This is a genomic window from Porphyromonas vaginalis (assembly GCF_958301595.1).
Classification (GTDB): Bacteria; Bacteroidota; Bacteroidia; order Bacteroidales; family Porphyromonadaceae; genus Porphyromonas; species Porphyromonas vaginalis.
In genome coordinates this window covers 557230-580959 of record NZ_CATQJU010000001.1, presented here as the reverse complement: position 1 = coordinate 580959, position 23730 = coordinate 557230, and the positions used below count along the sequence as shown (strand labels likewise).

The following is a 23730-nucleotide window of genomic DNA, read 5'->3' as shown; positions in this document are numbered from 1 at the left end:
ATACGCTATGAAACGATATAGATACATCACCCTCTCCCTCCTTCTTCTCCTTCTGTCGCTCTCCACGCTCTCTGCGCAGGAAACATTTCAAGGTGCAGATAAGGATTGGAACTACCAGTTTGAAGTAAAAACGACCCCCTCTTACTGTCAGAATGAGGGTACGATGGAGATCAAACTGCTTATACAATTTAACGGAGCTCCGCTGAGGCTCTCTCAGATAGAGCAGGTGGAGTACGAGGTCAAGGATAAGGAAGGTCATAGTTACACAGTCGGTTACAAGCCAGCACCAGCTCCTAAAGGGGCTCTTCGGATAGAACAACTACCAGGGCGCGATGACTACCGTATCTTTATTAGACTGATACCTAAAAAAGAAGTCAACAAGTCTGTCGTTGAGACCAACCTCCTCAGTGATGTAAAGATCGAAAACAAGTATGTAGCACTGGAGGAGACCCAGGTGAAGTTTGATGCCTATCGCTTGCCTTGTAGACCATACGGTAGCTTTCATATCGTAGCGCGAGGTGGTACGCAGAGACCTCCCGTCTTGAATATTAAGCAGGCTCCCGATGACTTTACAGGTGCTAGGACGATACAACCCACTAAGCGGGAGGTCAAGGGAGATACAACCCTCTACCATTTTGAGTATAGCGGGGCGCTGCCACAAGGTACTTACGAATACACCTTAGAGAGTGACTGTCGAGAGACTACTGCCAAGTCGTTCGCCGTCTATGGTCCTACGACCAACCTGCCTACGGTGCCATCGGATTTCAAGATCCCCTTTGACATTAAAAAGATGAGCGGTAGAAGCTGCTCAGGAAACATTGTTGAGCTTAGTGCGAACTTTAATAAGGATAAGTTAGGACTACGCGAACTCTTTAAGGAGATGAATAGGGGCTATCAAGGAGATTCGGAGAGATACTTCCCTGAGTATGCGGACTCCTTCCCCTCTACCTTCGTTAAGAACTACGAGGTGGCTATTGTCACCCAGCTAGAGTATGAGAAGCTCACGAATGGAACTCTAGATGCCAGCTCTCTACTTTGGAGTGACCAGAAGGGATCTCCTTCTGAAGTTTATGTTAGTGAGTCTCCGGATGGTATTCAGCTTGTCCTCTCTTACAAGTTACCTCAGTCTATGTCACTCCAAGAGCTTGAAGAGCAAAAGGCTCTTCCAGTAGCCTTGCTGATACGTATCAAGCGGCCCAACGAGGGGTGTAACGACTATATCACCATTCCAGTCCGAGTGGACTTAGACTATGTAGGTGGAGGAGAGTCTGGAGGCGGACGCTTTCAGATTCTTGAGACGGAAGACACCTCTGACTGTTCGATAGGTCAGATTGTATGGTTCCAAGGACGGAACTTTTGTACACTACGATTTAAGTATTATGAGCTAGCCGATGGCGAGAGCAAACCAGCTCCTGGAGCTAAGCCCGTACACATATCAGACGATTTTGGATCATCAATCTCTACACTAGTAGACAAGCGCTACACTTTTGAGGGATATGATCCGACGAAGCGTTACTACGTCGAGGTAGAGGGAACAGACCTCTATGGCAAGCCCATCACGCCTAAGCCTAGTCTCATCCTAGCACCTACGAACAAGAAGCCTACAGAGAATCGTCTCTACGACTTCTCTAGCATCTACGCCCACCTGCCTCAGCCGATGACGGATAGAATAAGGCTTGGTACTCTTACAGCCTATTTAAGCCCAGGTTATCATACCTATCTCTTTACCTTTGGCGGAAATTCTCTCAATGCTATGGCAGGTATGGAGATCACGCTCGTCCAGGCTCCCGAAGGGTATGAGGATTATCGCCGTGCGTGTGAGAGCTACTACTACCGTACTCCTGACTCGACTAATACTAAAAACCCTTATGGTGGTGGTATGATTGGACTGGGAGAGAAGATTAAGATGTCCAATACCTTCACAGGTCCTGGAGGAACTGGCACGCCTGAGAAGTTCTACCCATTTAGATTTATCTATAAGGTAGGCAAAAATGGAGAGCGCGTAGTCTACCCTTACGAAGATAACTCTGCTAATCCAAGTGCTCTTAAAGGTGTCATAACTAACGATCCAAAGATGGATGACTACTTGAAGAAGCATCCGATGCCTCGTGGTATCTACCGTCTCAAGTTTGAGCATCCTTGTCAGCCGGGAGAGTCCTTCTATATCAATCTGGATATGAATGAGCCGGACTTCAACCCTGAACTCACGGAGCTCATTAACCCTGTCGTGGATCGTGCCTCTTGCGATGAGGTGCGCATCTATCCCTTTGCTGATGGTCGTCTAGACTATGGTATAGACAAGAAGACTGGTAAGCCTCGCAACGTTGTCTTCCTAGTCTCAGGTCTTCCTGGAGGTAAGTCAAAGCGTTTCTACTTTTACCCCTATGATCGTGAGGGCAACCAGCTAGACCATACGAAGTTCTATATCCCTATCAAAAATGTAGACCTCCCAGTCACGCTCAACTTCCGCTACTTCTATCCATTGCCTAGTTGGCAGTGGATAGACTACGATTGTAATAGGTGGACTCACAAGGTAGACTCTGTTGGTGTCAACCAGTTTGTCAGAGGAGAGCTGGAGAGAGGGAATGTCGGTAATGGTTATTACAAGCTGCCTCTTGTTGGATATGATCCAACCAATGACCAAGATGATTGGGGTGAGGATGGCTTTTCGTGGAATGCTTGGTGGGCATGGCCTTGGGATGACTCAACCATCGACGTTAATGTGCCGATAAAAAGGGAAGAGCTGACTCCCTCGTACGCACGTCCTACCTATGTGGGGTATCGCTGCTCTAAGGAGACGGGCTATATGGCGTTTAAGCTCATCAACATCCCGAACAAGGTTGGTACCGTGGTCCTCAAAGATGGGGACAAGGTCATCATAAGCTCAAATATTGAGGACTTGCCCGAAGACCTGATGGTCAAATGGGATCTTAAAGCTGAGTCGGGTAGTGAACTCAAGAATGAGTACAAGCTGGAGATTAAAACCAGTCTATGTGGTGAGACGAATATGCAGACGGAGAAGTTTACCGTCAAGCTCGAGGACATCTCTGAGGGTATTGCGGTGACCGTCTCTCCGCAGGGTGCTCACTGTCCTGGCGATATAGTGACCCTGACAGCGACCAATCTAGGTGTGCCGGATGGTGCGTACCAGTGGACCTTTGACAATGGAGACACCGACTCTGGACGTACTATCCGCCGTAAGGTGTCCGCTCCTCGTGTAGTCGATGGTAAGGCACACTACGAGAGCTACACGCTGACCGTCAACGGAACTAGGTGTGGTATTAATACGAGTAAGGGTACGATCTCTGTCTCTCCAGACGAACTCTGGTGGATGCCGGACCTTACTGGGCAGGGGCATGGAACTGTGCCTCCGGGTACGGGTAAGGAGGAGACGCCTACCGATCCACCTCACTCAGACGCTAAGTACTATGACTGGCATAACCCCGACAACTGGGTATTCCTCCACGAGGGGAAGTTTTACCCAGCTAAGGCGGTGCCTACGCGCTGTACCAATGTACATATTATGAATCTGTCTCAGTTCGAACTGGGACCTGTAGGTAGTAAGCTTCGGGCACAGCCGGATCTCGCTAAGGAGGTGACCCCGCGTGACCTTTACGGCGAGCCGACCTGTATCGATATCACCTTCCACTCGGGAGCATCTGTCTTCAATATTCAGCAGCTCAACTACCGACGGGCTATGGTACGCTACAACTTTGGCGTAGCTGATGGTACAGAATATAAGAGTGACAGGCGTATCTATACCACTGAAGATTGCAACACCGATGAGTGGCTCTATGGTCGTAACGCGCTCAACCTGCTGTCTGCTCCGCTCTACGATATCTATGCGGGCGACTACAGCTTCAGCGCCTCGCCCTACACTTATCAGCTTGGCTTCAAAACGGAGCGTGCGGGTAAGAGTATAGCGGCACAGTTTGACGCTAGTGCCTTCAACGATCCCTCGCCACTACAATCTATCTCGATGGCAGGCAATAATAACAGCATTGCTCTGATTGTGGCTGGAGACGAGCAGGGCTTCAAGAGCCGAGAGGGTAAGAGTGCCATTGTGGAGCGTCGTGGTATCTTGGAGCTACCATACTTCGACAGACCAGACGTGGCAAAGCCTTTCTACCATCAGACTTACGATGCTAGCACGGGGCAGACGCGCTTCCAGTACTTCGATGGCAAGGCAAAGCGCTTCCGTGGTTACTACTCGGATGCTCAGCGCACCAAGATGGCTTACCGCTTTATCTTTGAGGACCCCGCGACGCAGCGTATCTCTAAGCTCGCTGACGGTACCGAGGTTTACACGATGGATGTGAGTGCTACCGCTGCTGGTCAAGAGGTGATGGTGGGCAATCCATTTATGGCACCGCTAGAGGTTGTTCCTTTCCTAGAGGCTAATAAGGAGGTCATAGAGCCTTATGTAAGACTCTTGCATTCAGTTGATGTAAAGGGCTATGAGCCTCTGAACCTAGATGGTAAGGTTACGACCTGTCATCAAGCTACAGCAAAGGATAAGAAGATCAATCCGCTCGGAGCCTTTGTGGTCAAGTTTAAATCCGATGTTGGTCCCGAGGCGAAGTTGGTCTTCCCGACGACTGCTCTCGACTCCTACGCTAAGCAACATCCACAGAGCAGTAGCAGCCTACGTAATACGAGCGGTGACGCTACAGCGGAGACTGCACGCTACCTGTCGCTGACGCTACAGAGTCGCTTGGGCAAGGATCGTGCGCTGGTCGTTTATGGCTACGAGTCTGGCTCGGTCGATAAAATGCTCCTAAGCACGGAGAGTCGCTATCCCTCGATAGCTATCGTTGACCCGGCGGATGGTCTCCATAAGGATCTCTATGCTGACGATGCGGCTACGGGTCACTACGAGCTAGCCACACAGGTCTCCGAACCCATCGATGTGACGCTCTCGCTCGCTGGTAGTGTGATGGGGCACGTTGTGACGGCTCGTCTGATAGACTACAAGAGCGGTATGGAGCATGACCTGATGGGTGGTAAGAGTTGCCAGATCAAGCTCTTCCCCGATGATGCCGAGGGTCGTCTGGAGCTACGTGTGGACGGCGACTTTACGTCGGTCGCTCCGATGGTTGAGCCTACAGATGAGCTGCAGGCACAGTACAGCGAGGGTATGCTGACTGTCCGTACGGCACAGGAGATGTCATCCTTACGGCTTGTACAGGGTGACGGTATCACGGTCTACACGCAGTCGCTACCTGGGCTGACGGAGTACAGCGAGCGTATCCTCCTCTCGTCAGGTAGCTACGTCGTTGAGGCAATCGGCACGGACGGTGTCGCACGCCGTGCGACGCTCGTCGTGAAATAGCGGTTGGCTGTTAGCTATTAGCTATTGGCTGTTGATTAAAGGTTAGTAGTTAGAGGCACTGGTACTAAGTACTGGTGCCTCTTATCTTTTTAGAGAGGGGAGTGGATCGGAGTGTGATTAGAGGTTAGAGATTAGAGATCGGAGTGGATCGGAGGGCTAGTGTGGCTAGTGCCTCTAGTAGCACTAGTGCAACTAGTGAGTCTAGCCAACAGCCAACAGCTAAAGAAGCGCAGGAAGTTTGAGTAAATAGTTCTAAACCGATCCAACATGTAGCAAATTATTGCTATTGCGTACTAAATAAATAATTACTACCTTTGCTCGCAATAGGTTCGAAATCGTACTGAGTATAGCGCGATTTGTACCAAAACGGCTCATATTCACAACCATCATAAACTCAAAAACAATGAACCACCGACTACTTATTGCTGCGCTACTAGCTCTCCTCGGGATGGCTATTCATGCGCCACTATCAGCTCAGGAAGCTGCCGGGGAAAATGTCATCACCTTGAAGCTTACAGAGCTTCCCACCAACGATGACGACGATCCTATGCCTCTCTCACTAAGCATACAGGGTGAGGGTGCTATAACCATCGAGGGGGTCAAAGAGGCTTACGCTTCAGATCGTACCTCATACATGCCTACAGGAGTAGACATTACGATACGTGGTGCTGTCAAGTCCATTAGCTGCAACTACACCGGCGAACTCACAGCGGTAGATATTACCAACTCCAAAACGATTGAGAAGCTTAGCCTCAAAAACAGTGGCATTACGGATCTCCGCGCTAAAGGCGTTAGCTCTCTTAAGTCTCTGAGCTGTGGATTTACTCCGATACCTGCACTAGACCTGAGCGGCTGCACAGGACTGAAGAAGCTCGAGGCCGGATCCTGTATGAAGCTCACGAGCGTCACCCTCACCGGCTGTACAGCCCTCGAGGAGATAGAGTTGCAAAATGGCGAGATAGCAGCACTAGACCTCACGGGTCTGACCAAGCTAAACAGTGTAGACGTATCACGTAATCCGCTCAAGACGCTGACACTCACTGGACTCAGCAGCCTCACGACACTAGACTGCAAGCAGAGCGGTCTCGCCTCGCTAGATCTCTCCGACTGTACTGCGCTAGAGTATCTCACGGCCAATGCTTGTGCAGAGCTTGCCTCGGTAAAGCTACCTAAGTCTGACAAACTCAAGTATATCTACCTGCAGGAGTGCAAGCTACAAGAGATAGATCTCTCTAATCATGCGGCACTCACTCAAGTCTATCTAGAGCGTAATAAGATGCTCACCAAGGTCTCGGTAGCCAACTGTGCGGGCCTTAAGTTGCTCAGCCTGCACCTCTGTGCGCTACCCGCTGAGGCTACAGTTGCTCTTCTAGAGCAACTCTCTGACCATAGTGCTGAGTACAACGAGACAAGCCCTGCCTACAAGATTTTTGCAGCAGGGATCAAGGTTACCTACAAGGAGGGTAACGTCTGGTCACCCAAGGCTGCTAGTCTAGCTAGACGCAAGGGGTGGGCACTCTTGACTAAGAATGAAAACTCTTACGAGTCTCCTATGCCACTCATTGATGCTTATGCCAAGGTCACGATCGAAGAGGCAGAGCATGGCAAGATAGCGCTAGAGGGTCTGGACACCCAAGATCTAGCTTACCTACCACAAGGTATGACCTACAAGGTGGTCGCAACCCCTGAGGCTGGCTACGAGCTAAAGGAGCTCAAGGTCAATGGTGATGTCGTAGAGGGGCTAGAGTTTCAGCTCTTTCAGGATAGCAAGCTCACCGCTACCTTTGCAAAGGCTGGGGATGTGACTTACGAGTACTATCTGACTAAGGTAGAGCCTACGGTCTCTACGGCTCCTATCTACACCTACGGCTATGACGAAAACAAAAATTGGACCTCTCGCACGGTGACGAAAGAAGATGGAAGCATCTCCTCTCACTATGATATACGATATGATCAGCAGGGTCGTATATCAGACATTGACATGACGCTCTCTTTCGACTACGCAAAGGACGGTAAGTCCAGTCAGCGAGTTCACTACACATACGATGAGCAGGGTCGTCTAGTAAGACGCCAGATGAAGCTCTTTGACAAAGATATGGCTGATACCAAGATCGGCTACCGTCCCGAAGGTCAGATAGACTACTGGGTAGAGCAGAGTGCCAAAGTGATGAATGACTACATCTACAACGACAAGGGACAGCTCATCGAGGAGCATTTTGGCGAGGCTACGGGAGCAGATACAGATCATCCCACCGTCTCGACACCCACGGGCAAGATCTTCTACAGCTATAACGATAAGGGACATAAGTCAGAGGTCAAGTATACTTCTATACAGAGTAACTGGCTCTACCTAAAGGGTGAGCAGTACGCATGGAATGAGCAGGGACTGCTCTCAAAGATCAAAGCGGTGAACTATGGCTACGAGCAGGGTGAGACCGATCCTGAGAAGGGTAAGGCTGAGACCTTCTACGAGCTACGCTTTCAGTACGCTGACAAGGCTACGACCAAGGTCTTCTGGCCTATGCTCCCTATCACAGAGGAAAACGGAGGCCCGGGCGAGTTTAGCTATGACCTCAAGGGTTACTGCACGAAGGCTGAGTACTGGAGGTATGGTTATGGTGATCCGAGACACTCCTGTGACTTTGTCTATGTCTTTGAGGCTTCACCACGTCACCTCCAGGAGCTAGTAGACAGAGGCTCCACAACGGTACAGTACGCTTACGGTACGATCACAGCTGAGGGCGCAGCCCTTGAGGCGCTTCAGGTATACGACACCACGGGTCAGCTACTTCGTGACTACCGCACAGCTCCTTGCCAGCGCATCGACATGGGCGTCTCTGAGCTACCTGACGGACTATACATCGTTCGCACCATCTCCTCTGACAGCACACAGACTGACAAGGTGGTCATAACACAATAAGCAGGACACACTATGCTTCACTCTTTCATAAGGCGAGGACTCATGACTATGCTCATGGGCCTCGCCCTATGCTCTTTACAGAGCTATGCAGCTTCCCGTATCCTATTTACTACGGCTCTGCCCGTAGGATCAACGATCACTCTTGCCATCTCTGCCGATGGTGCCGTGACGGCGCAAGGCCTAGCAGGAGCGATCCTCGCTGATGGCAAGGCACACAGCTACACCATCGAGAGTGCTGAGGTGAAGCTCTCAGGAGCCATCACAGCGATCACGCTCTCGCACCAAAAGCTCTCAGCACTGGACGTACGTCAGGCTAAAGAGCTGGCGGAGCTACGCTGTGACAATAACAACCTCACCGAGCTAAACATCACTTACTCCAAGGCGCTCCAGCGTCTTGACTGTACCTACAACCAGCTGGAGCGTCTCGACATACCTACGGCCTCGTCTCTCAAGGAGCTACGTCTCAAGGGCAACTATGTCAAGAGCCTAAGCCTGGATCGATGCCCTGACCTAGAGATACTAGACTACTCGGACAACTACTACCCTACAGCAGTAGATCTTAGCAAATGCACGAAGCTACAGCAGCTAGACATTGCGAAAAACAAAATTCGCTCGCTAGACTTAACGCAAAACGGAGCTCTGCACACCCTGGCATGTGGTGACAACGAGATCACTTCCCTAGACGTAGCGCACCTAGCTTCCCTAGAGCGTCTCTCCGTATCTAACTGCTCAGCCCTTGAGACGCTGACGCTGGGAGAGCATCCTAACTTGCTCCTTCTAGATATCTACGGCACCAAGCTGCAGAGTCTAGATCTAGCTAAGTATCCACAACTCGAGGAGCTCTCCTGCGCTTATGCCAAGCTCACGAGTCTAGATCTCTCACACAGCAAGCATCTACGCGTGCTGAGCTGTAGCAAGAACCCCTTTAAGGGGCTCGATGTGACACACTGCCCGCTGCTTGAAGAGCTAAACTGTGGCGACCTGCAGATATCCTCTATCGACCTGAGCAACAATCCTAAGCTTATCTCTCTGCAGATGGGGCACAACAACCTCTCGCAGATAGATCTATCGGCGCAGAAAGAGCTTAAGCGGCTACACCTCTTTTACAACAACATCAGCTCCCTCGATCTCTCCGTACAGACTCATCTAGAGGAGCTACTATGCAACAATAATCGCATCGCAGACATAACACTCCCGGCCAACGCTCCACTGCGTCAACTGGATATCTACGACAATCAGATCAAGGAGCCGCAGATGGCTCAAATCGTTGACAAGCTGCCCGATCGTACAGGGATGACTAGAGGACTCTTTAAGGTGGTTAATACACCCAGTACTCTAGAGGGCAATGTGTGCCCCAAAGCCCTTGTGGATCAGGCACTAGGTAAGCAGTGGCGCGTGGTGGACTATGCGGACTTTGCAGACTTTGGTAAGGGACTTGACTACCGTGGCTCTGATGCTCCAGATATGGGCGAGGGGGTGATCAAGCTCACCTTTGACAAGGCGGGTAGCACCATACAGCTCACCCTTTGGGGGCTAGGCCTGATCGAGTCTACTGGCACGACCAAGCCTATCAGCAACTCAAAGGAGCCTGTCACCTACACCCTAGAGGGCACAGAGCTAATCCTACGTGGCGATGTGTACAGACTGATCATCAGCGGAGCCACTATTAAGGGTATAGAACTAACCAAGGCTCACTACCTACACGACCTGGAGCTACACGACTATCAGCCAGCCTCTATCCAGCTGACTGACCTGCCACACCTCGAGACGCTCAGGCTACACAATAATCAGCTTACAGAGATCCAGCTGAGTGGTATGCCGCTACTGAGCCTGCTCTCTTGTTACGGCAATAAGTTGACCGTCGAGGCGGGTAAGAAGATCATTGCTAGCCTGCCCAAGCGTCTTGAGGAGGAGCGGGCGACGATCCTTTGGCTTAATAGTCAGGGAGAGAGTGCTGACAACGCATTCCAGAAGGAGCTTCTTTACCTTGCTCACGCACAGGGCTGGGAGATGAGCGACTACCTAGGAGGCACTCGTGGCGACAATGGGGCACCTATTGGCTTCCCAATAGCAAATGAGCCTCTCCCCGCACCTACGACTGAGTCGGCTCTGCGGGTGAGCGTCGCTCTAGACATGCTGCGCATCACCGCTGTAGCAGATACCCCAATCGCACTCTATGATATGACGGGGCAGCTACTGCTGCAGACACACTCTGACTCCGATGGGCTATGCGACATACCGCTAGTAAGCATCACAGAGGGACTCTACATCGTCGCTACACCCGTTGAGTCGGTCAAGTGTCTCATTCCTTAATAAGAGGACAGCTGCTTCAATAGCACAGGGGAACGTAGGCTGCTCATAGCAGTTTACTAAAAAGCAGAGGCTCGTCCCGATTGGGGCGAGCCTCTACGCTTGATGTGTGTCGGTCCCTTTACTCGCCAAAGAATGGCTCGAGGATGATCATGAGATTCTCCATAAAGAAGCGTACCGATATGGCTAGCAGGACGACCCCAAAGAACTTACGCAGGATGTAGATCCCACCCTTGCCAAGCCACTTCTCTAGCAGCGACACCGTCCGTAGCATGAGGTAGATACAGACGACGTTGAGGAGGATAGCGATGAAAAGCGTCGAGGTCGCCGTCCCAGAGGACTTCATTGTTAGGATCGCTGTAAAGGAGGCAGCACCCGCAAAGAGCGGGAAGACGAGCGGCACGATATCGGCATTGCCCGAGGGATCATCGTCTTGAAAGACTTGTATGCCGAAGATCATCTCGACAGCTAGCACGAAGAGGACGATCGAACCCGCCACGGCAAAGGACGAGACATCCACTCCAAAGAAGCCTAGTAGTGGCTCACCGACGAAGAGGAAGGCGATGAACATAAGGCACGAGATGATGGCTACCTTGCTGGGGTGAAAGACTTTACCCTTCTCCTTGAGACTCAGTGCGATCGGTATAGCTCCGATGATGTCTATAGAGACAAAGAGGATCATAAAGGTGGCGAAGAAGCTCGACAGTGTGAAGTGCGAGAAGTCGTCTAGGATACTATTCCAAAGATTTTCCATAATAGTTTTTTCGTCTAATGGTAACTAGGGGAAAGTTTTCGTCTGCAAAGGTACGAAATCGCCTCCCAACCAATAGTGTCCTAAACGTTTTTTGCGGGCGATGGGTGTAAGATAGCTGTCAAGCGGGTCAATCGCCCCTTGACATTTGCTGTAAAAACGGGGGTATCCCCCCTATGCTATTTCGGTCTCGTCTGGAGGCGGTGAAAACGGCTCATTTATCCACTGAAAGAGGCCGATTTTGGCAATAGTGTCCTAAACGTTTTTTGCGGGCGATGGGTGTAAGATAGCTGTCAAGCGGGTCAATCGCCCCTTGACATTTGCTGTAAAAACGGGGGTATCCCCCCTATGCTATTTCGGTCTCGTCTGGAGGCGGTGAAAACGGCTCATTTATCCACTGAAAGAGGCCGATTTTGGTGAACGTGTTGAGTCTCAAGGATGCTGTTAAATTGGAGAGACACCAGGGGTGTTTTGCTATTCGCTTGAGATATTGAAGTAAGAGAATCGTAATCAGAGCCGTCCAAATCTGAATCTCGACAGCGTTTTGAGAAGTTCCCAGAAAACTCTTGATATGCAGGTTTTGCTTGAGGTTTCTAAAGAAGATCTCAATCTTCCAACGTGAGCGATATAGCGCTGCAACAGTACTGGCTGCATGCGTAAAGTCATTGGTATACAAGTCAATCGTGTAACCTCCTTGAACATTGTAGATGCCTATTCTACGAATCTTCTTAGGGTACTTGCTCGCTGTCTCTACACCTGTCAGTCTCACCTCTTCATCTATCAGTATCTCTTGAGATGTCGTATCAGGCAAATCTCTCTCCCTTATTGACTCAAATTGGATGTTGTCTCTTCCTCTGACGATGAAAATCACACCTGTGCTGTCCCAATGATTCAGAAGCTCAGTATCGCTGTAGATTCGATCAGCTACAACGATGGTTCCTCGGGCAAAGGGGAGCTTTTTGGCAATCGTATTGTCGGCTCCCTTGCCATTGCTTATACAGACGAATTCAGGCAGAAGTGTCTCAAAATCAAGCACTGTATGCATCTTGACGGCTCCTTTCGTATGAGTATAGAGAGCCCAGTCATACATACTGAGACATAGGGACATTAGGGTTGAGTCTAGAAGACAAACCTTCGCCTTCAGCCGTTTCTTTATCTGCTTGAGATCTCCGTGCTGTCCCAAATATTGGAAGAGTGCATAAAAGACATCTTGGAAGAATTGGGAACTCCTATTGGCGTTTTGGTAACTGATGTTGGATTTGGAGGGAGCTCGTGATAGACCTAGGTGGTTGAGATTGCCCGTGGCAGATTGTAGCCCCTCTGAGATTTGACGTAGCGACACGCTACTCGAGAATTGGCTGAAGATCATAGTCACCAAATGGCTCCACGAGTTAAAGCCTTTTGCATGCTTGTCTGTGCCATGCTTCTTGACTAATCGTTGGATGATTTCTCGAGGTATGAGTCGGATTACTTGTGCGAATAGTGTTATATTTGCCATTGAAAAGGGTGGTTTGTGACAGCTCTCACTAGCTGTGTTTTTCTTCTCAATTACAAACCTACCCTTTTCTCTTTATCCTGCAAAACGTTTAGGACACTATTGCGATTTTGGTGAACGTGTTGAGTCTCAAGGATGCTGTTAAATTGGAGAGACACCAGGGGTGTTTTGCTATTCGCTTGAGATATTGAAGTAAGAGAATCGTAATCAGAGCCGTCCAAATCTGAATCTCGACAGCGTTTTGAGAAGTTCCCAGAAAACTCTTGATATGCAGGTTTTGCTTGAGGTTTCTAAAGAAGATCTCAATCTTCCAACGTGAGCGATATAGCGCTGCAACAGTACTGGCTGCATGCGTAAAGTCATTGGTATACAAGTCAATCGTGTAACCTCCTTGAACATTGTAGATGCCTATTCTACGAATCTTCTTAGGGTACTTGCTCGCTGTCTCTACACCTGTCAGTCTCACCTCTTCATCTATCAGTATCTCTTGAGATGTCGTATCAGGCAAATCTCTCTCCCTTATTGACTCAAATTGGATGTTGTCTCTTCCTCTGACGATGAAAATCACACCTGTGCTGTCCCAATGATTCAGAAGCTCAGTATCGCTGTAGATTCGATCAGCTACAACGATGGTTCCTCGGGCAAAGGGGAGCTTTTTGGCAATCGTATTGTCGGCTCCCTTGCCATTGCTTATACAGACGAATTCAGGCAGAAGTGTCTCAAAATCAAGCACTGTATGCATCTTGACGGCTCCTTTCGTATGAGTATAGAGAGCCCAGTCATACATACTGAGACATAGGGACATTAGGGTTGAGTCTAGAAGACAAACCTTCGCCTTCAGCCGTTTCTTTATCTGCTTGAGATCTCCGTGCTGTCCCAAATATTGGAAGAGTGCATAAAAGACATCTTGGAAGAATTGGGAACTCCTATTGGCGTTTTGGTAACTGATGTTGGATTTGGAGGGAGCTCGTGATAGACCTAGGTGGTTGAGATTGCCCGTGGCAGATTGTAGCCCCTCTGAGATTTGACGTAGCGACACGCTACTCGAGAATTGGCTGAAGATCATAGTCACCAAATGGCTCCACGAGTTAAAGCCTTTTGCATGCTTGTCTGTGCCATGCTTCTTGACTAATCGTTGGATGATTTCTCGAGGTATGAGTCGGATTACTTGTGCGAATAGTGTTATATTTGCCATTGAAAAGGGTGGTTTGTGACAGCTCTCACTAGCTGTGTTTTTCTTCTCAATTACAAACCTACCCTTTTCTCTTTATCCTGCAAAACGTTTAGGACACTATTGCGATTTTGGTGAACGTGTTGAGTCTCAAGGATGCTGTTAAATTGGAGAGACACCAGGGGTGTTTTGCTATTCGCTTGAGATATTGAAGTAAGAGAATCGTAATCAGAGCCGTCCAAATCTGAATCTCGACAGCGTTTTGAGAAGTTCCCAGAAAACTCTTGATATGCAGGTTTTGCTTGAGGTTTCTAAAGAAGATCTCAATCTTCCAACGTGAGCGATATAGCGCTGCAACAGTACTGGCTGCATGCGTAAAGTCATTGGTATACAAGTCAATCGTGTAACCTCCTTGAACATTGTAGATGCCTATTCTACGAATCTTCTTAGGGTACTTGCTCGCTGTCTCTACACCTGTCAGTCTCACCTCTTCATCTATCAGTATCTCTTGAGATGTCGTATCAGGCAAATCTCTCTCCCTTATTGACTCAAATTGGATGTTGTCTCTTCCTCTGACGATGAAAATCACACCTGTGCTGTCCCAATGATTCAGAAGCTCAGTATCGCTGTAGATTCGATCAGCTACAACGATGGTTCCTCGGGCAAAGGGGAGCTTTTTGGCAATCGTATTGTCGGCTCCCTTGCCATTGCTTATACAGACGAATTCAGGCAGAAGTGTCTCAAAATCAAGCACTGTATGCATCTTGACGGCTCCTTTCGTATGAGTATAGAGAGCCCAGTCATACATACTGAGACATAGGGACATTAGGGTTGAGTCTAGAAGACAAACCTTCGCCTTCAGCCGTTTCTTTATCTGCTTGAGATCTCCGTGCTGTCCCAAATATTGGAAGAGTGCATAAAAGACATCTTGGAAGAATTGGGAACTCCTATTGGCGTTTTGGTAACTGATGTTGGATTTGGAGGGAGCTCGTGATAGACCTAGGTGGTTGAGATTGCCCGTGGCAGATTGTAGCCCCTCTGAGATTTGACGTAGCGACACGCTACTCGAGAATTGGCTGAAGATCATAGTCACCAAATGGCTCCACGAGTTAAAGCCTTTTGCATGCTTGTCTGTGCCATGCTTCTTGACTAATCGTTGGATGATTTCTCGAGGTATGAGTCGGATTACTTGTGCGAATAGTGTTATATTTGCCATTGAAAAGGGTGGTTTGTGACAGCTCTCACTAGCTGTGTTTTTCTTCTCAATTACAAACCTACCCTTTTCTCTTTATCCTGCAAAACGTTTAGGACACTATTGCCTCCCAACCCTCCAAATGAGTCCCTAGGGGGACGCCACGAAACGACTCCTGTAGGGACGCACGATCTGTGCGTCCGTTGTAGAACGAAAGTTACAGCATCGTCTTGGCTGGTTCGGGGATGGACGCACAGATCGTGCGTCCCTACAGGACGACGTGGGGGATGGACACACAGCGAGTGTCGAGCCGGAGGGCGTCCCAACAAGGCGCAGTAACGTACGCAGAGGCACTGGCCAACAGCCAACAGCCAACAAACGAACGGACGCACCGATGGTCTGAGTCCAATCGGTGCGTCCAGTCGTTACAGCAGTGGCTCTGTTTACTTGCCTTGCTTGGCGACGCGCTCTTGGTCGGCGATGAAGGCTGCGAGACCGCTATCGGTGAGCGGGTGCTTGAGCAGACCGAGGATAGCCTTGAGCGGGCAGGTGGCTACGTCAGCACCGACGCGCATGCAGTCGATGATGTGCTGCGTGTGGCGGATGCTAGCTGCGAGCACCTGCGTATTAAAGCCGTAGGTCTCGAAGGTCTCTACGATGTCGGCGATGAGCGAGACACCGTCCGAGCTGATGTCGTCGAGACGACCCACAAAGGGCGAGACATAGGTAGCTCCCGCCTTAGCAGCTAGAACAGCCTGACCGAGGTTAAAGATGAGCGTACAGTTGGTCCGTATGCCCTCCTTGGTGAGCTGGCAGATGGTCTTGATACCGTCTTGGGTACAGGGTACCTTGACCACGATGTTCTTGTGTAGGGCAGCTAGCTCGCGTGCCTCGGGGAGCATCTGCTCGTAGGTGGTGCTGAGCACCTCGGCACTGACATCTCCGTCTACGATATTGCAGATCTTGAGGTAGTGCTCACGGCAGGCTGCATCACCAGCGATGCCTTCCTTAGCCATCAGTGAGGGGTTGGTTGTGACGCCATCGAGGACACCGAGCGCTTCGGCTGTGCGGATATCATCGAGATTGGCTGTATCGATAAAAAACTTCATAATATGGGGTATAGGTTGAGATATAAAATTCTATTCGTGCGAACCCTCAGAGTATTTCTCAGGATTCATAAACCAGTCGGCATACATGCCGTAGTCGTGTGCCGTGCGCTTATTGAGCGACTGGCTCTGCTCGGGAGGCACATCCTTGATATACTTAGCGGGCGTGCCAGCGTACATCGTGTAGGGCGGGATGATCGTATTGGCTAGGACGACCGCCCCAGCAGCTACGATAGCGCCTTCACCGACCACTGCGTTGTCCATGACGACGGCACCCATGCCGATGAGCGCATAGGCACCCACCTTGGCACCGTGCAGGATCACGTTGTGACCTAGTGAGGCGTAGTCGCCTATCTCGCATACGGAGCGCCCGTGGAGCGTGTGGAGTGTGCAACCGTCCTGTATGTTGACGTGATTGCCTATGTGGATGCTATTGACATCGCCACGTAAGACTGCGTTGAACCATACGCTGCACCCTGTGCCCATCACTACATCTCCGATGATGCGTGCACCCTCGGCGACGAAGGTGCCCTCCCCGAGCTGAGGCGTAAAGCCCCGCACGGGGATAAGGCTTCCTGCTGGATATTCGTATGCCATACCGATTAGAGGGGTAGGGTCTTATTGCGTAGCCACTCAGCCTCCTCAGGGGTGAGTAGGGGAGAGAGCTCCTGGTAGACATGCTCCTGATAGCCGTTGTACCAAGCTATCTCCTTGTCAGTTAGGAGAGACTTGTCTACGAGCGCATTGTCTAGGTAGCAGAGCGTCATCGTCTCAAAGCCGTAGAAGGTGCCGAACTCGGTCTGCTCCTTCTCGACCGTCAGGATCAAGCTCTCGATGCGGATACCATACTGGTCCGCACGATAGAGCCCAGGCTCATTGCTGGTAAAAGTGTGCAGATGCATCGGCGTCGGATTATTGTCCGTGCGGATGTTTTGCGGACCCTCGTGTACATTCATAAATACACCGACACCATGTCCTGTGCCGTGCCCGTAGGAGAGACCTCTATCCCAGAGTGCCTTGCGAGCTAGTATGTCTAGCTGGTTACCGCGAGTACCCTTGGGGAAGCGTGCCGTAGCGATTGCTATGTGTCCCTTGAGGACTAGCGTGAAGTCAGTGCGCTGCTGGTCGGTGACAGGCCCGAGAGCAACCGTACGGGTGATGTCTGTTGTACCGTCGATGTACTGTCCACCGCTGTCTAGTAGGAGCATGCCTTCGGGTTCAAGCTTGTTGGCACTCTCGGGCGTAGCGGAGTAGTGCACGATAGCACCGTGTCCCTTGTAGCCGCAAATGACGCCAAAGCTGTCGCTGACGTAAAACTCCTGCTTCGCACGGAACTGCTGGAGCGTCTCGCCGGCCGTGTACTCGTCGACATACTCGCCCTTTTTCAGAGCCTGTTCGAGCCAGATGAAGAAGCGAGTCAGGGCGACACCATCACGGTGCATAGCACGGTGGATGCCAGCTATCTCCGCCTCGTTTTTGATCGACTTGAGGTGCGTTATGACCGAGTCGCCTGTGATGACGGGACGATCGCCCAGCTCCTCACGGACACGCTCGGTCGTGCGCTTTGGATCGACCATCACCTTGAGGTTAGCTGGCAGCTTGCTGAGGAAGTCGTAGAAGGTGTCGTAATCGCGAACCTCTACACCCTCGCCATTGAGTATCTGACGTAGCTCGGGGACCGTCTTCTCGGGCAGTGCAAAGAGATAAGCCTGCTTATTGTCGATAAAACCAAAAGCGATGCCCACGGGATTGTAAGAGACGTCGTTGCCCCTGATGTTAAAGCTCCAGCAGAGCTCATCGACCATCGTGATAGCGACTGCCTCGGCACCATAGCTCTGGTAAGCCTCGCGGATACGCTGCAGACGGTCACGGGTGCGCTCGCCTGAGAACTTGACATCCTGTAGGTAGAACGTATTGGTTGGCACGCCTGGTCTGTCGCTCCACACCTCTTCGATGAGGTCATACTGAGAGACCAACTTGATGCCATGGTTTGCTAGCGACTGGGCAAGCGGTGCGTACTCGGCCATGGAGTAGCAGGCACCATCGACCCCGACGACGGCTCCCTCGCTCAGGTGGGCAGCAAGATACTGCTGGATCGTAGGGGTGTCTGGATCGTCGCCACGTTGTAGCGTCATCTCGCTACCTTGCAGCTCATTGGTCGCCTGCAGGTAGTAGCGTGAGTCGGTCCACATGAAGGCTTTGTCTAGCGTCACGAGTGCTGTGCCGGCAGAGCCAGTGAAGCCACTGATCCAGGTGCGCGACTTCCACCGCTCGGGGGTGTACTCGCTCAGATGAGCATCGCCACTAGGTATGATGTAAGCATCTATATGATGCGTGCGCATCGCTTGGCGGAGCGCCTCGATACGCTGATTGGTAGGATTGTTTGTTGGCATATATATGATTGTTTATTCTTTGAATCTATGGGTTTGGGTCTAGGTTTGGGTCTAGTCTGCTAGCGGCTGATGCTCCGGGCGGAGCAGGTCTAGGACCGTCTTGACAGGGGTAAAGGTATCGCTCGGCACCTCGACGAAGATCGTGTTCCAGTCGTGCATAGCTCCATTCCAAAGTCCTGGATGCTCCAGTGCTTTGAGCGGACGCCCCTCGACGCTCTTCTCACTGATGAATGCGGTCTGCGGATTGACATACTTGTGCAGGTCAAAGGGGTTGCCTTCGTAGTCTCGTATGTAGCAGCAGAGGTCGACCGGGTTGAAGTGGGTTCCCTCGCGCATCATCTCAAGTGCCTCGGGGTTGTTCTTGTCCACCTGTACGCTCTCTAGGATCTGCAGCGAGGTGGTGCCGTCGGCTTCGCGCACTAGGTAGGGGCCACCGCCAGGCTCGCCCTCGTTACGCACCATACCGCAGACTCGTATCGGGCGATTGAGCTTGCTCATCAGCTTAGGGATCAGCTCCTCCTCGCTGAGTAACTCGGCGTGCGGGATCTGTATGCAGAGCGTCTCATCGAGAAAGGTCAAGATCTCTTCCGTCAGAGCCTTGCTCACCTTCGCGCGCTTGAGTTGTTGTAGATAGCCGAAGATGCGGTCACGTACTGCGAGGAGGATACCGCCGAGGAGCTTTTTGTAGAGTACCGTATTGCTCTTCAGATGGTCGGGCGTGACGTTGTCAATGTTTTTGATGAAAACGACTGAAGCGTCTAGACGTCCGAGATTGCCTATGAGCGTGCCGTGCCCACCGGGGCGGAGGAGCAACGTGCCATCAGCACGGCGGAAGGGGGTGCCGCGCTCTATATCTAGAGCGATCGTGTCGGTGCTAGACTCCTGGACACTATAGGTCACCTGGTAGCGACATCCGAAGAGATCCTCGAAGCTCTGGATGCGTCTATCCACGAGAGAGCGAAAAGCCTCTAGATGCTCTGGCGATACGGTGAAGTGTAGTCGTACACGTCCGTGGATGTCTTGCGCATAGAGTGCGCCCTCGACCATGTGCTCTTCGATAGGGGTGCGCTTGGTGCCATTGGGGTAATCGTGGAAGAGGAGCATCCCCTTAGGTAGCGAGCCGTAGCTCATGCCGTGCGTGTCGAGGAGGTTGTCGATGATCGTGCCGTACTGCTCGCTCTCGACCAACTTGCTCATGGTGCGCCAATTGTTGCGCAGACAGGTCTCGCTCAGCTTCTCATAGAAGGCAAAAGACTCTAGATGATCCACAAACGTCTGCTGGTCAGGTGTCAGGTCATCGTGCGAGATCTGCTCTTCCTTGGGGAGGCCATAGAGAGCCTTAAACATACGACTCGCTGCTCCCGAGGCCGGGACGAACTTGATGACGTCAGCCTCTGGCTTCTGTAGGTAGTCGTGCCACAGGTCGAGGTACTGAACCATCTCGTCAGTAGCTAGGCGCACGATGCCTCGCTCGATCTTGGCCGAGTCAACGATAACAAGGTAGGGCGTCCCCTCGACGAGTAGCTTGAGCTGTCGCTCCGCTTCGCTGTCGGAGATGCCCCGCTCAGCGAGGTAGCTGAGGTCTTCGGGGGTAAATGCTGTGGTGTCGGACATACGCTGTAAGGTGTCAGAATAATAGGCACCTCAAAGATACGAAAAAGTAGCTAGAGGTTAGAGATTAGAAGTTAGAGATCAGAGGTTAGAAGGCTAGTGGCTCTAGTGACTCTAGTGCTACTAGTGACTCTAGTAATTCCTCTCTTGGAACTTTTTAGTTCCAGCGGAGAAACTTTTCATTTCCTACGTAGGAAAACAAAGTTTCCAAGGCTGGAAAGGTTTTGGAAAGCTGTAGGGAAAACTCATTGTCGACAGGCTTCAAGCAAATAACCCTGTGTAGAAGCGTATTCCTACACAGGGTTATTTGTATGAGGGCTGCTACGCGTCAGTTGTTGAGCATTTGCTTGAGGGTGTCGAGCTGCTTGAGAGCGTCTAGGGGCGTGAGGTTGTCGATGTCTAGCTCGTTGATCTTGGTGCGGACTGCCGTGAGGACGGGGTCGTCTAGCTGGAAGATAGACATTTGCATGCCTCCGCTCTGAGAGGTGCTGGGGGTGGCTGAGTCGGGGGCTTGGTCGTTCTCGGTGCGGTAAGCCTCTAAGTGCTGGAGCACTTCGCCAGCTCGCGCCACGATCCAGGTGGGCATACCGGCCAACTTCGCCACCTGGATGCCGAAGCTGTGCGCTGAGCCGCCTGGGACCAGCTTGCGGAGGAAGAGCATCTCGCCATCGATCTCACGTGCCGAGACGTTGTAGCACTGCACCCGCTCGAGGTGGTCGGCAAGCTCGTTGAGCTCGTGGTAGTGCGTGGCGAAGAGCGTCTTGGCACGTCCCTGCGTCGTGCTGTGCAGATATTCGACGATAGCCCACGCTATGGAGACTCCGTCGAAAGTACTGGTGCCACGCCCCAGTTCGTCAAAGAGGATCAAGCTGCGAGGGGTCAAGTTGTTAAGAATGCTGGCGGCCTCCTGCATCTCAACCATAAAGGTGGACTCGCCCACGGCGATATTGTCCGAAGCACCCACACGGGTGTAGACCGAGTCGACGATGCCGATGGTGGCTGAGGTGGCAGGCACGAAGCTTCCCATCTGCGCCATAATTACGATGAGTGCCGTCTGGCGGAGCAGGGCACTCTTACCGCTCATGTTCGGACCGGTGATGATCATGATTTGGCAGTCGATGGGAGAGAGCTTCACATCGTTGGGAATGTAAGGTTGCCCCGCTGGGAGGGTGCGCTCGATGACTGGGTGGCGTCCGTCAACGATCTCTAGGTCGTACCCATCGTTGAGCGTGGGGCGACAGTAGTCATACGCCTCGGCAACAGCAGCCAGCGAGGCTAGGACATCGAGCTGCGCTAAGATCTGAGCATTTTGTAGGAGTTGGTTGGCAAACTGCTGAAGCGTCCCAATGAGCTTCGCAAAGAGCTCCTGCTCTAGGGCTAGGATACGATCTTCGGCGCCGAGGATCTTCTCTTCGTATTCCTTTAGTTCTTGGGTAATGTAGCGCTCGGCACTGACGAGCGTTTGCTTGCGAATCCACTCTTCGGGCACTTGCTCCTTGTAGGTGTTGCGCACCTCGAGGTAGTAGCCGAAGACATTGTTGAAGCCGATCTTGAGACTGGCGATGCCGGTGTGCTCGATCTCACGAGCGAGGAGGTCGTCGAGGTATTGCTTGCCCGACTTAAGCAAGCGTCGCAGCTGGTCTAGCTCTTCGCAAAAGCCCTCGGCGATGGTCATCCCCTTGCCGATCTGCTGCGGCGCCTCGGGGTTGAGCTGGAAGGTGATCTGCTGGCACAGTTGCGTGCAGGGATCGAGTAGCGAGCAGAGTGCCGTGAGGGTCTCTTCGCCTTCGTCTAGAGCTAGCTGGCGTATGGGTGCAATGAGGGCGATGGAGAGTCCGAGGCGAACCACTTCGCGGGGGGTGATACGTCCCATGGCGACACGCCCCACGAGGCGCTGCAGGTCGCCTATCTCCTTCATTTGGTCGGTGAGCTGGGTGCGTAGCTGCGGATTGTCCACAAGGTTTGCGACAATGCTCTGGCGCTGTTGAATCGCTTGGAGCTCTTTTAGCGGGAAGGCTATCCACTGATCCAGCAGACGAGCACCCATCGGGGTGACTGTTTGATCGAGGATCTGGCGGAGCGTGGTGCCACCCGCATTCATCGGGGTGGTGAGCTCCAGGCTGTGCGCCGTAAAGCCGTCGATGCGCACATGGCGCTGCTCGTCAATCCGCACGATGCGGGTGATGTGACCGATCTCGGTGTGCTTCGTCATGTCGAGGTAGTGAAGCACGGCACCCGCCGCGGTGATCGCTAGCGGGAGGGTGTCGATGCCGAAGCCCTTGAGCGAGAGCGTGCCGAAGTGCTGCAGGAGACGCTCACGGTTGTTGCTCTCGGAGAAGATCCAGTCGTCGTAGTCCGAGAGATGCCCCTCGGGCTGGAGGAGTCGCTGCAGATGGTCACGATGCTTGCGCTCGATGAGGATCTCCTTGGGGTTGTAGCCGGAGATGAGCTTGGCGAGTACCTGATCGGTGCATTCGGTGGCGTAAAACTCTCCCGTTGAGAGGTCGAGCAGTGCCAAGCCGTAGCGGTTCTCCCCTTTAGCTTCAGGGTAAACGGCTGCGAGGAAGTTGTTTTGCTTGCTCTGGAGGACATTGTCCGTGGTGACCACGCCCGGGGTGACGATCTCGGTGATGCCCCGCTTGACCAACTTATTGGTCAGCTTCGGATCTTCGAGCTGATCGCAGATAGCCACCCGCTTGCCCGCCCGCACCAGCTTAGGCAGGTAAGTGTCGAGCGCATGGTGGGGAAAGCCCGCCAGCTCGACATGCTGCGCCGCTCCGTTGGCACGCTTGGTGAGCGTGATGCCGAGGATCTTAGACGCCTCGATGGCATCGTCGGAAAAGGTCTCGTAGAAGTCGCCCACACGAAAGAGCAAGATAGCATCGGGATGCTTCTTCTTGAACTGCAAGTACTGCCGCATCATCGGGGTCTCGGCGATCTCTTTCTTAGCCACGGGATAAATAGTCTATTAGGTCGTTATAGCCCCAAAAGTACCAAAAAAAAGCATACGCCTCAATTCGGCAACCCCCTAAAGTAGGGGAGGAAAGCTAGAAAAGGAACTAGAGTAGGCCCTCTTGGCGGAGGCGGTCACGCACTTCGCTGGCGGAGGTGTAGCGCTCGATCTGCTCGATGAGTTGGCGTAACTCGACAAGTTCGTCGCGCACCGCTTTGAGCTGGGCGATCGCCTCGGCACGTTGCTCCGCCTCTTGGGGGGTGTGTCGGAGAGTCGCCTTGGCACCGTCGATCGTCAAGTTGGACTCTCGCAGTAGGTGACGGATTACTTGCAATTCGCGCAGATTATCCTGCGAGTACTTGAGCCGTCCCGTGCTACTGCGACGTACCTGCACGGCAAAGGTGTTGACCCAGTAGCGCACCGTCGACTGCGCCTCCTCAAGCATGTCGGCTACCTCTCGATGGGAGTAGTAGAGCTTTTTGCTGTCCATACGCAC

At 52.0% G+C, this 23730-nt stretch carries 13 protein-coding genes; 3 read left to right on the top strand and 10 right to left on the bottom strand.

Going from position 1 to position 23730, the window contains the following annotated elements; translation table 11 throughout:
* Positions 1-7 precede the first annotated feature (7 nt).
* The 3 genes from Q2J34_RS02235 to Q2J34_RS02225 all read left to right on the top strand — a co-directional run bounded on the left by Q2J34_RS02235 (position 8) and on the right by Q2J34_RS02225 (position 10565).
* Positions 8-5332, top strand: coding sequence for a hypothetical protein (locus Q2J34_RS02235; RefSeq protein WP_298886311.1), 5325 nt, complete (start codon positions 8-10; stop codon positions 5330-5332).
* 403 nt (positions 5333-5735) lie between these two features.
* Positions 5736-8252: a T9SS type A sorting domain-containing protein gene (locus Q2J34_RS02230; RefSeq protein ID WP_298887829.1), complete on the top strand. Its 2517-nt coding sequence runs from the start codon at positions 5736-5738 to the stop codon at positions 8250-8252.
* Positions 8253-8264: 12 nt separating this feature from the next.
* Positions 8265-10565, top strand: coding sequence for a leucine-rich repeat domain-containing protein (locus Q2J34_RS02225; RefSeq protein ID WP_298887827.1), 2301 nt, complete (start codon positions 8265-8267; stop codon positions 10563-10565).
* Between the two features lie 118 nt (positions 10566-10683).
* Here Q2J34_RS02225 and Q2J34_RS02220 read toward each other — a convergent pair whose 3' ends face one another.
* The 10 genes from Q2J34_RS02220 to Q2J34_RS02175 all read right to left on the bottom strand — a co-directional run bounded on the left by Q2J34_RS02220 (position 10684) and on the right by Q2J34_RS02175 (position 23724).
* The gene (locus Q2J34_RS02220) at positions 10684-11316 is read right to left on the bottom strand and encodes a MarC family protein (protein ID WP_298887824.1); all 633 of its coding nucleotides are present in this window, start codon (positions 11314-11316) and stop codon (positions 10684-10686) included.
* A 343-nt stretch (positions 11317-11659) separates the two neighbouring features.
* Positions 11660-12811: an IS4 family transposase gene (locus Q2J34_RS02215; RefSeq protein WP_300969083.1), complete on the bottom strand. Its 1152-nt coding sequence runs from the start codon at positions 12809-12811 to the stop codon at positions 11660-11662.
* Positions 12812-12899: 88 nt separating this feature from the next.
* Complete coding sequence (locus Q2J34_RS02210) at positions 12900-14003, bottom strand: IS4 family transposase (protein WP_300969175.1); 1104 nt, start codon at positions 14001-14003, stop codon at positions 12900-12902.
* An 88-nt stretch (positions 14004-14091) separates the two neighbouring features.
* Complete coding sequence (locus Q2J34_RS02205; protein ID WP_300969175.1) at positions 14092-15195, bottom strand: IS4 family transposase; 1104 nt, start codon at positions 15193-15195, stop codon at positions 14092-14094.
* A 419-nt stretch (positions 15196-15614) separates the two neighbouring features.
* On the bottom strand, positions 15615-16280 hold the full coding sequence (gene fsa, locus Q2J34_RS02200) for a fructose-6-phosphate aldolase (protein WP_298887822.1): 666 nt from the start codon (positions 16278-16280) through the stop codon (positions 15615-15617).
* 30 nt (positions 16281-16310) lie between these two features.
* Positions 16311-16874: a gamma carbonic anhydrase family protein gene (locus Q2J34_RS02195; protein WP_298887821.1), complete on the bottom strand. Its 564-nt coding sequence runs from the start codon at positions 16872-16874 to the stop codon at positions 16311-16313.
* A 5-nt stretch (positions 16875-16879) separates the two neighbouring features.
* A complete protein-coding gene (locus tag Q2J34_RS02190; RefSeq protein ID WP_300969174.1) occupies positions 16880-18670 on the bottom strand; it encodes an aminopeptidase P family protein in 1791 nt (596 codons plus the stop codon).
* A gap of 51 nt (positions 18671-18721) precedes the next feature.
* Positions 18722-20284, bottom strand: a complete 1563-nt coding sequence (locus Q2J34_RS02185; RefSeq protein WP_298544399.1) for a DUF4301 family protein — start codon at positions 20282-20284, stop codon at positions 18722-18724.
* 325 nt (positions 20285-20609) lie between these two features.
* The gene (gene mutS / locus Q2J34_RS02180; protein WP_298887831.1) at positions 20610-23204 is read right to left on the bottom strand and encodes a DNA mismatch repair protein MutS; all 2595 of its coding nucleotides are present in this window, start codon (positions 23202-23204) and stop codon (positions 20610-20612) included.
* A 136-nt stretch (positions 23205-23340) separates the two neighbouring features.
* Positions 23341-23724, bottom strand: coding sequence for a MerR family transcriptional regulator (locus Q2J34_RS02175; protein WP_298887816.1), 384 nt, complete (start codon positions 23722-23724; stop codon positions 23341-23343).
* Between the last annotated feature and the right edge of the window lie 6 nt (positions 23725-23730).

Excerpts from the sequence above, each read along its gene's own strand:
- Q2J34_RS02225 (WP_298887827.1), top strand. The coding sequence starts at position 8,265 with ATGCTTCACTCTTTCATAAGGCGAGGACTCATGACTATGCTCATGGGC.
- Q2J34_RS02235 (WP_298886311.1), top strand. The coding sequence starts at position 8 with ATGAAACGATATAGATACATCACCCTCTCCCTCCTTCTTCTCCTTCTG.
- Q2J34_RS02215 (WP_300969083.1), bottom strand. The coding sequence starts at position 12,811 with ATGGCAAATATAACACTATTCGCACAAGTAATCCGACTCATACCTCGA.
- mutS (WP_298887831.1), bottom strand. The coding sequence starts at position 23,204 with ATGATGCGGCAGTACTTGCAGTTCAAGAAGAAGCATCCCGATGCTATC.
- Q2J34_RS02175 (WP_298887816.1), bottom strand. The coding sequence starts at position 23,724 with ATGGACAGCAAAAAGCTCTACTACTCCCATCGAGAGGTAGCCGACATG.
- Q2J34_RS02210 (WP_300969175.1), bottom strand. The coding sequence starts at position 14,003 with ATGGCAAATATAACACTATTCGCACAAGTAATCCGACTCATACCTCGA.
- Q2J34_RS02205 (WP_300969175.1), bottom strand. The coding sequence starts at position 15,195 with ATGGCAAATATAACACTATTCGCACAAGTAATCCGACTCATACCTCGA.
- fsa (WP_298887822.1), bottom strand. The coding sequence starts at position 16,280 with ATGAAGTTTTTTATCGATACAGCCAATCTCGATGATATCCGCACAGCC.
- Q2J34_RS02190 (WP_300969174.1), bottom strand. The coding sequence starts at position 18,670 with ATGCCAACAAACAATCCTACCAATCAGCGTATCGAGGCGCTCCGCCAA.
- Q2J34_RS02195 (WP_298887821.1), bottom strand. The coding sequence starts at position 16,874 with ATGGCATACGAATATCCAGCAGGAAGCCTTATCCCCGTGCGGGGCTTT.
- Q2J34_RS02220 (WP_298887824.1), bottom strand. The coding sequence starts at position 11,316 with ATGGAAAATCTTTGGAATAGTATCCTAGACGACTTCTCGCACTTCACA.
- Q2J34_RS02230 (WP_298887829.1), top strand. The coding sequence starts at position 5,736 with ATGAACCACCGACTACTTATTGCTGCGCTACTAGCTCTCCTCGGGATG.
- Q2J34_RS02185 (WP_298544399.1), bottom strand. The coding sequence starts at position 20,284 with ATGTCCGACACCACAGCATTTACCCCCGAAGACCTCAGCTACCTCGCT.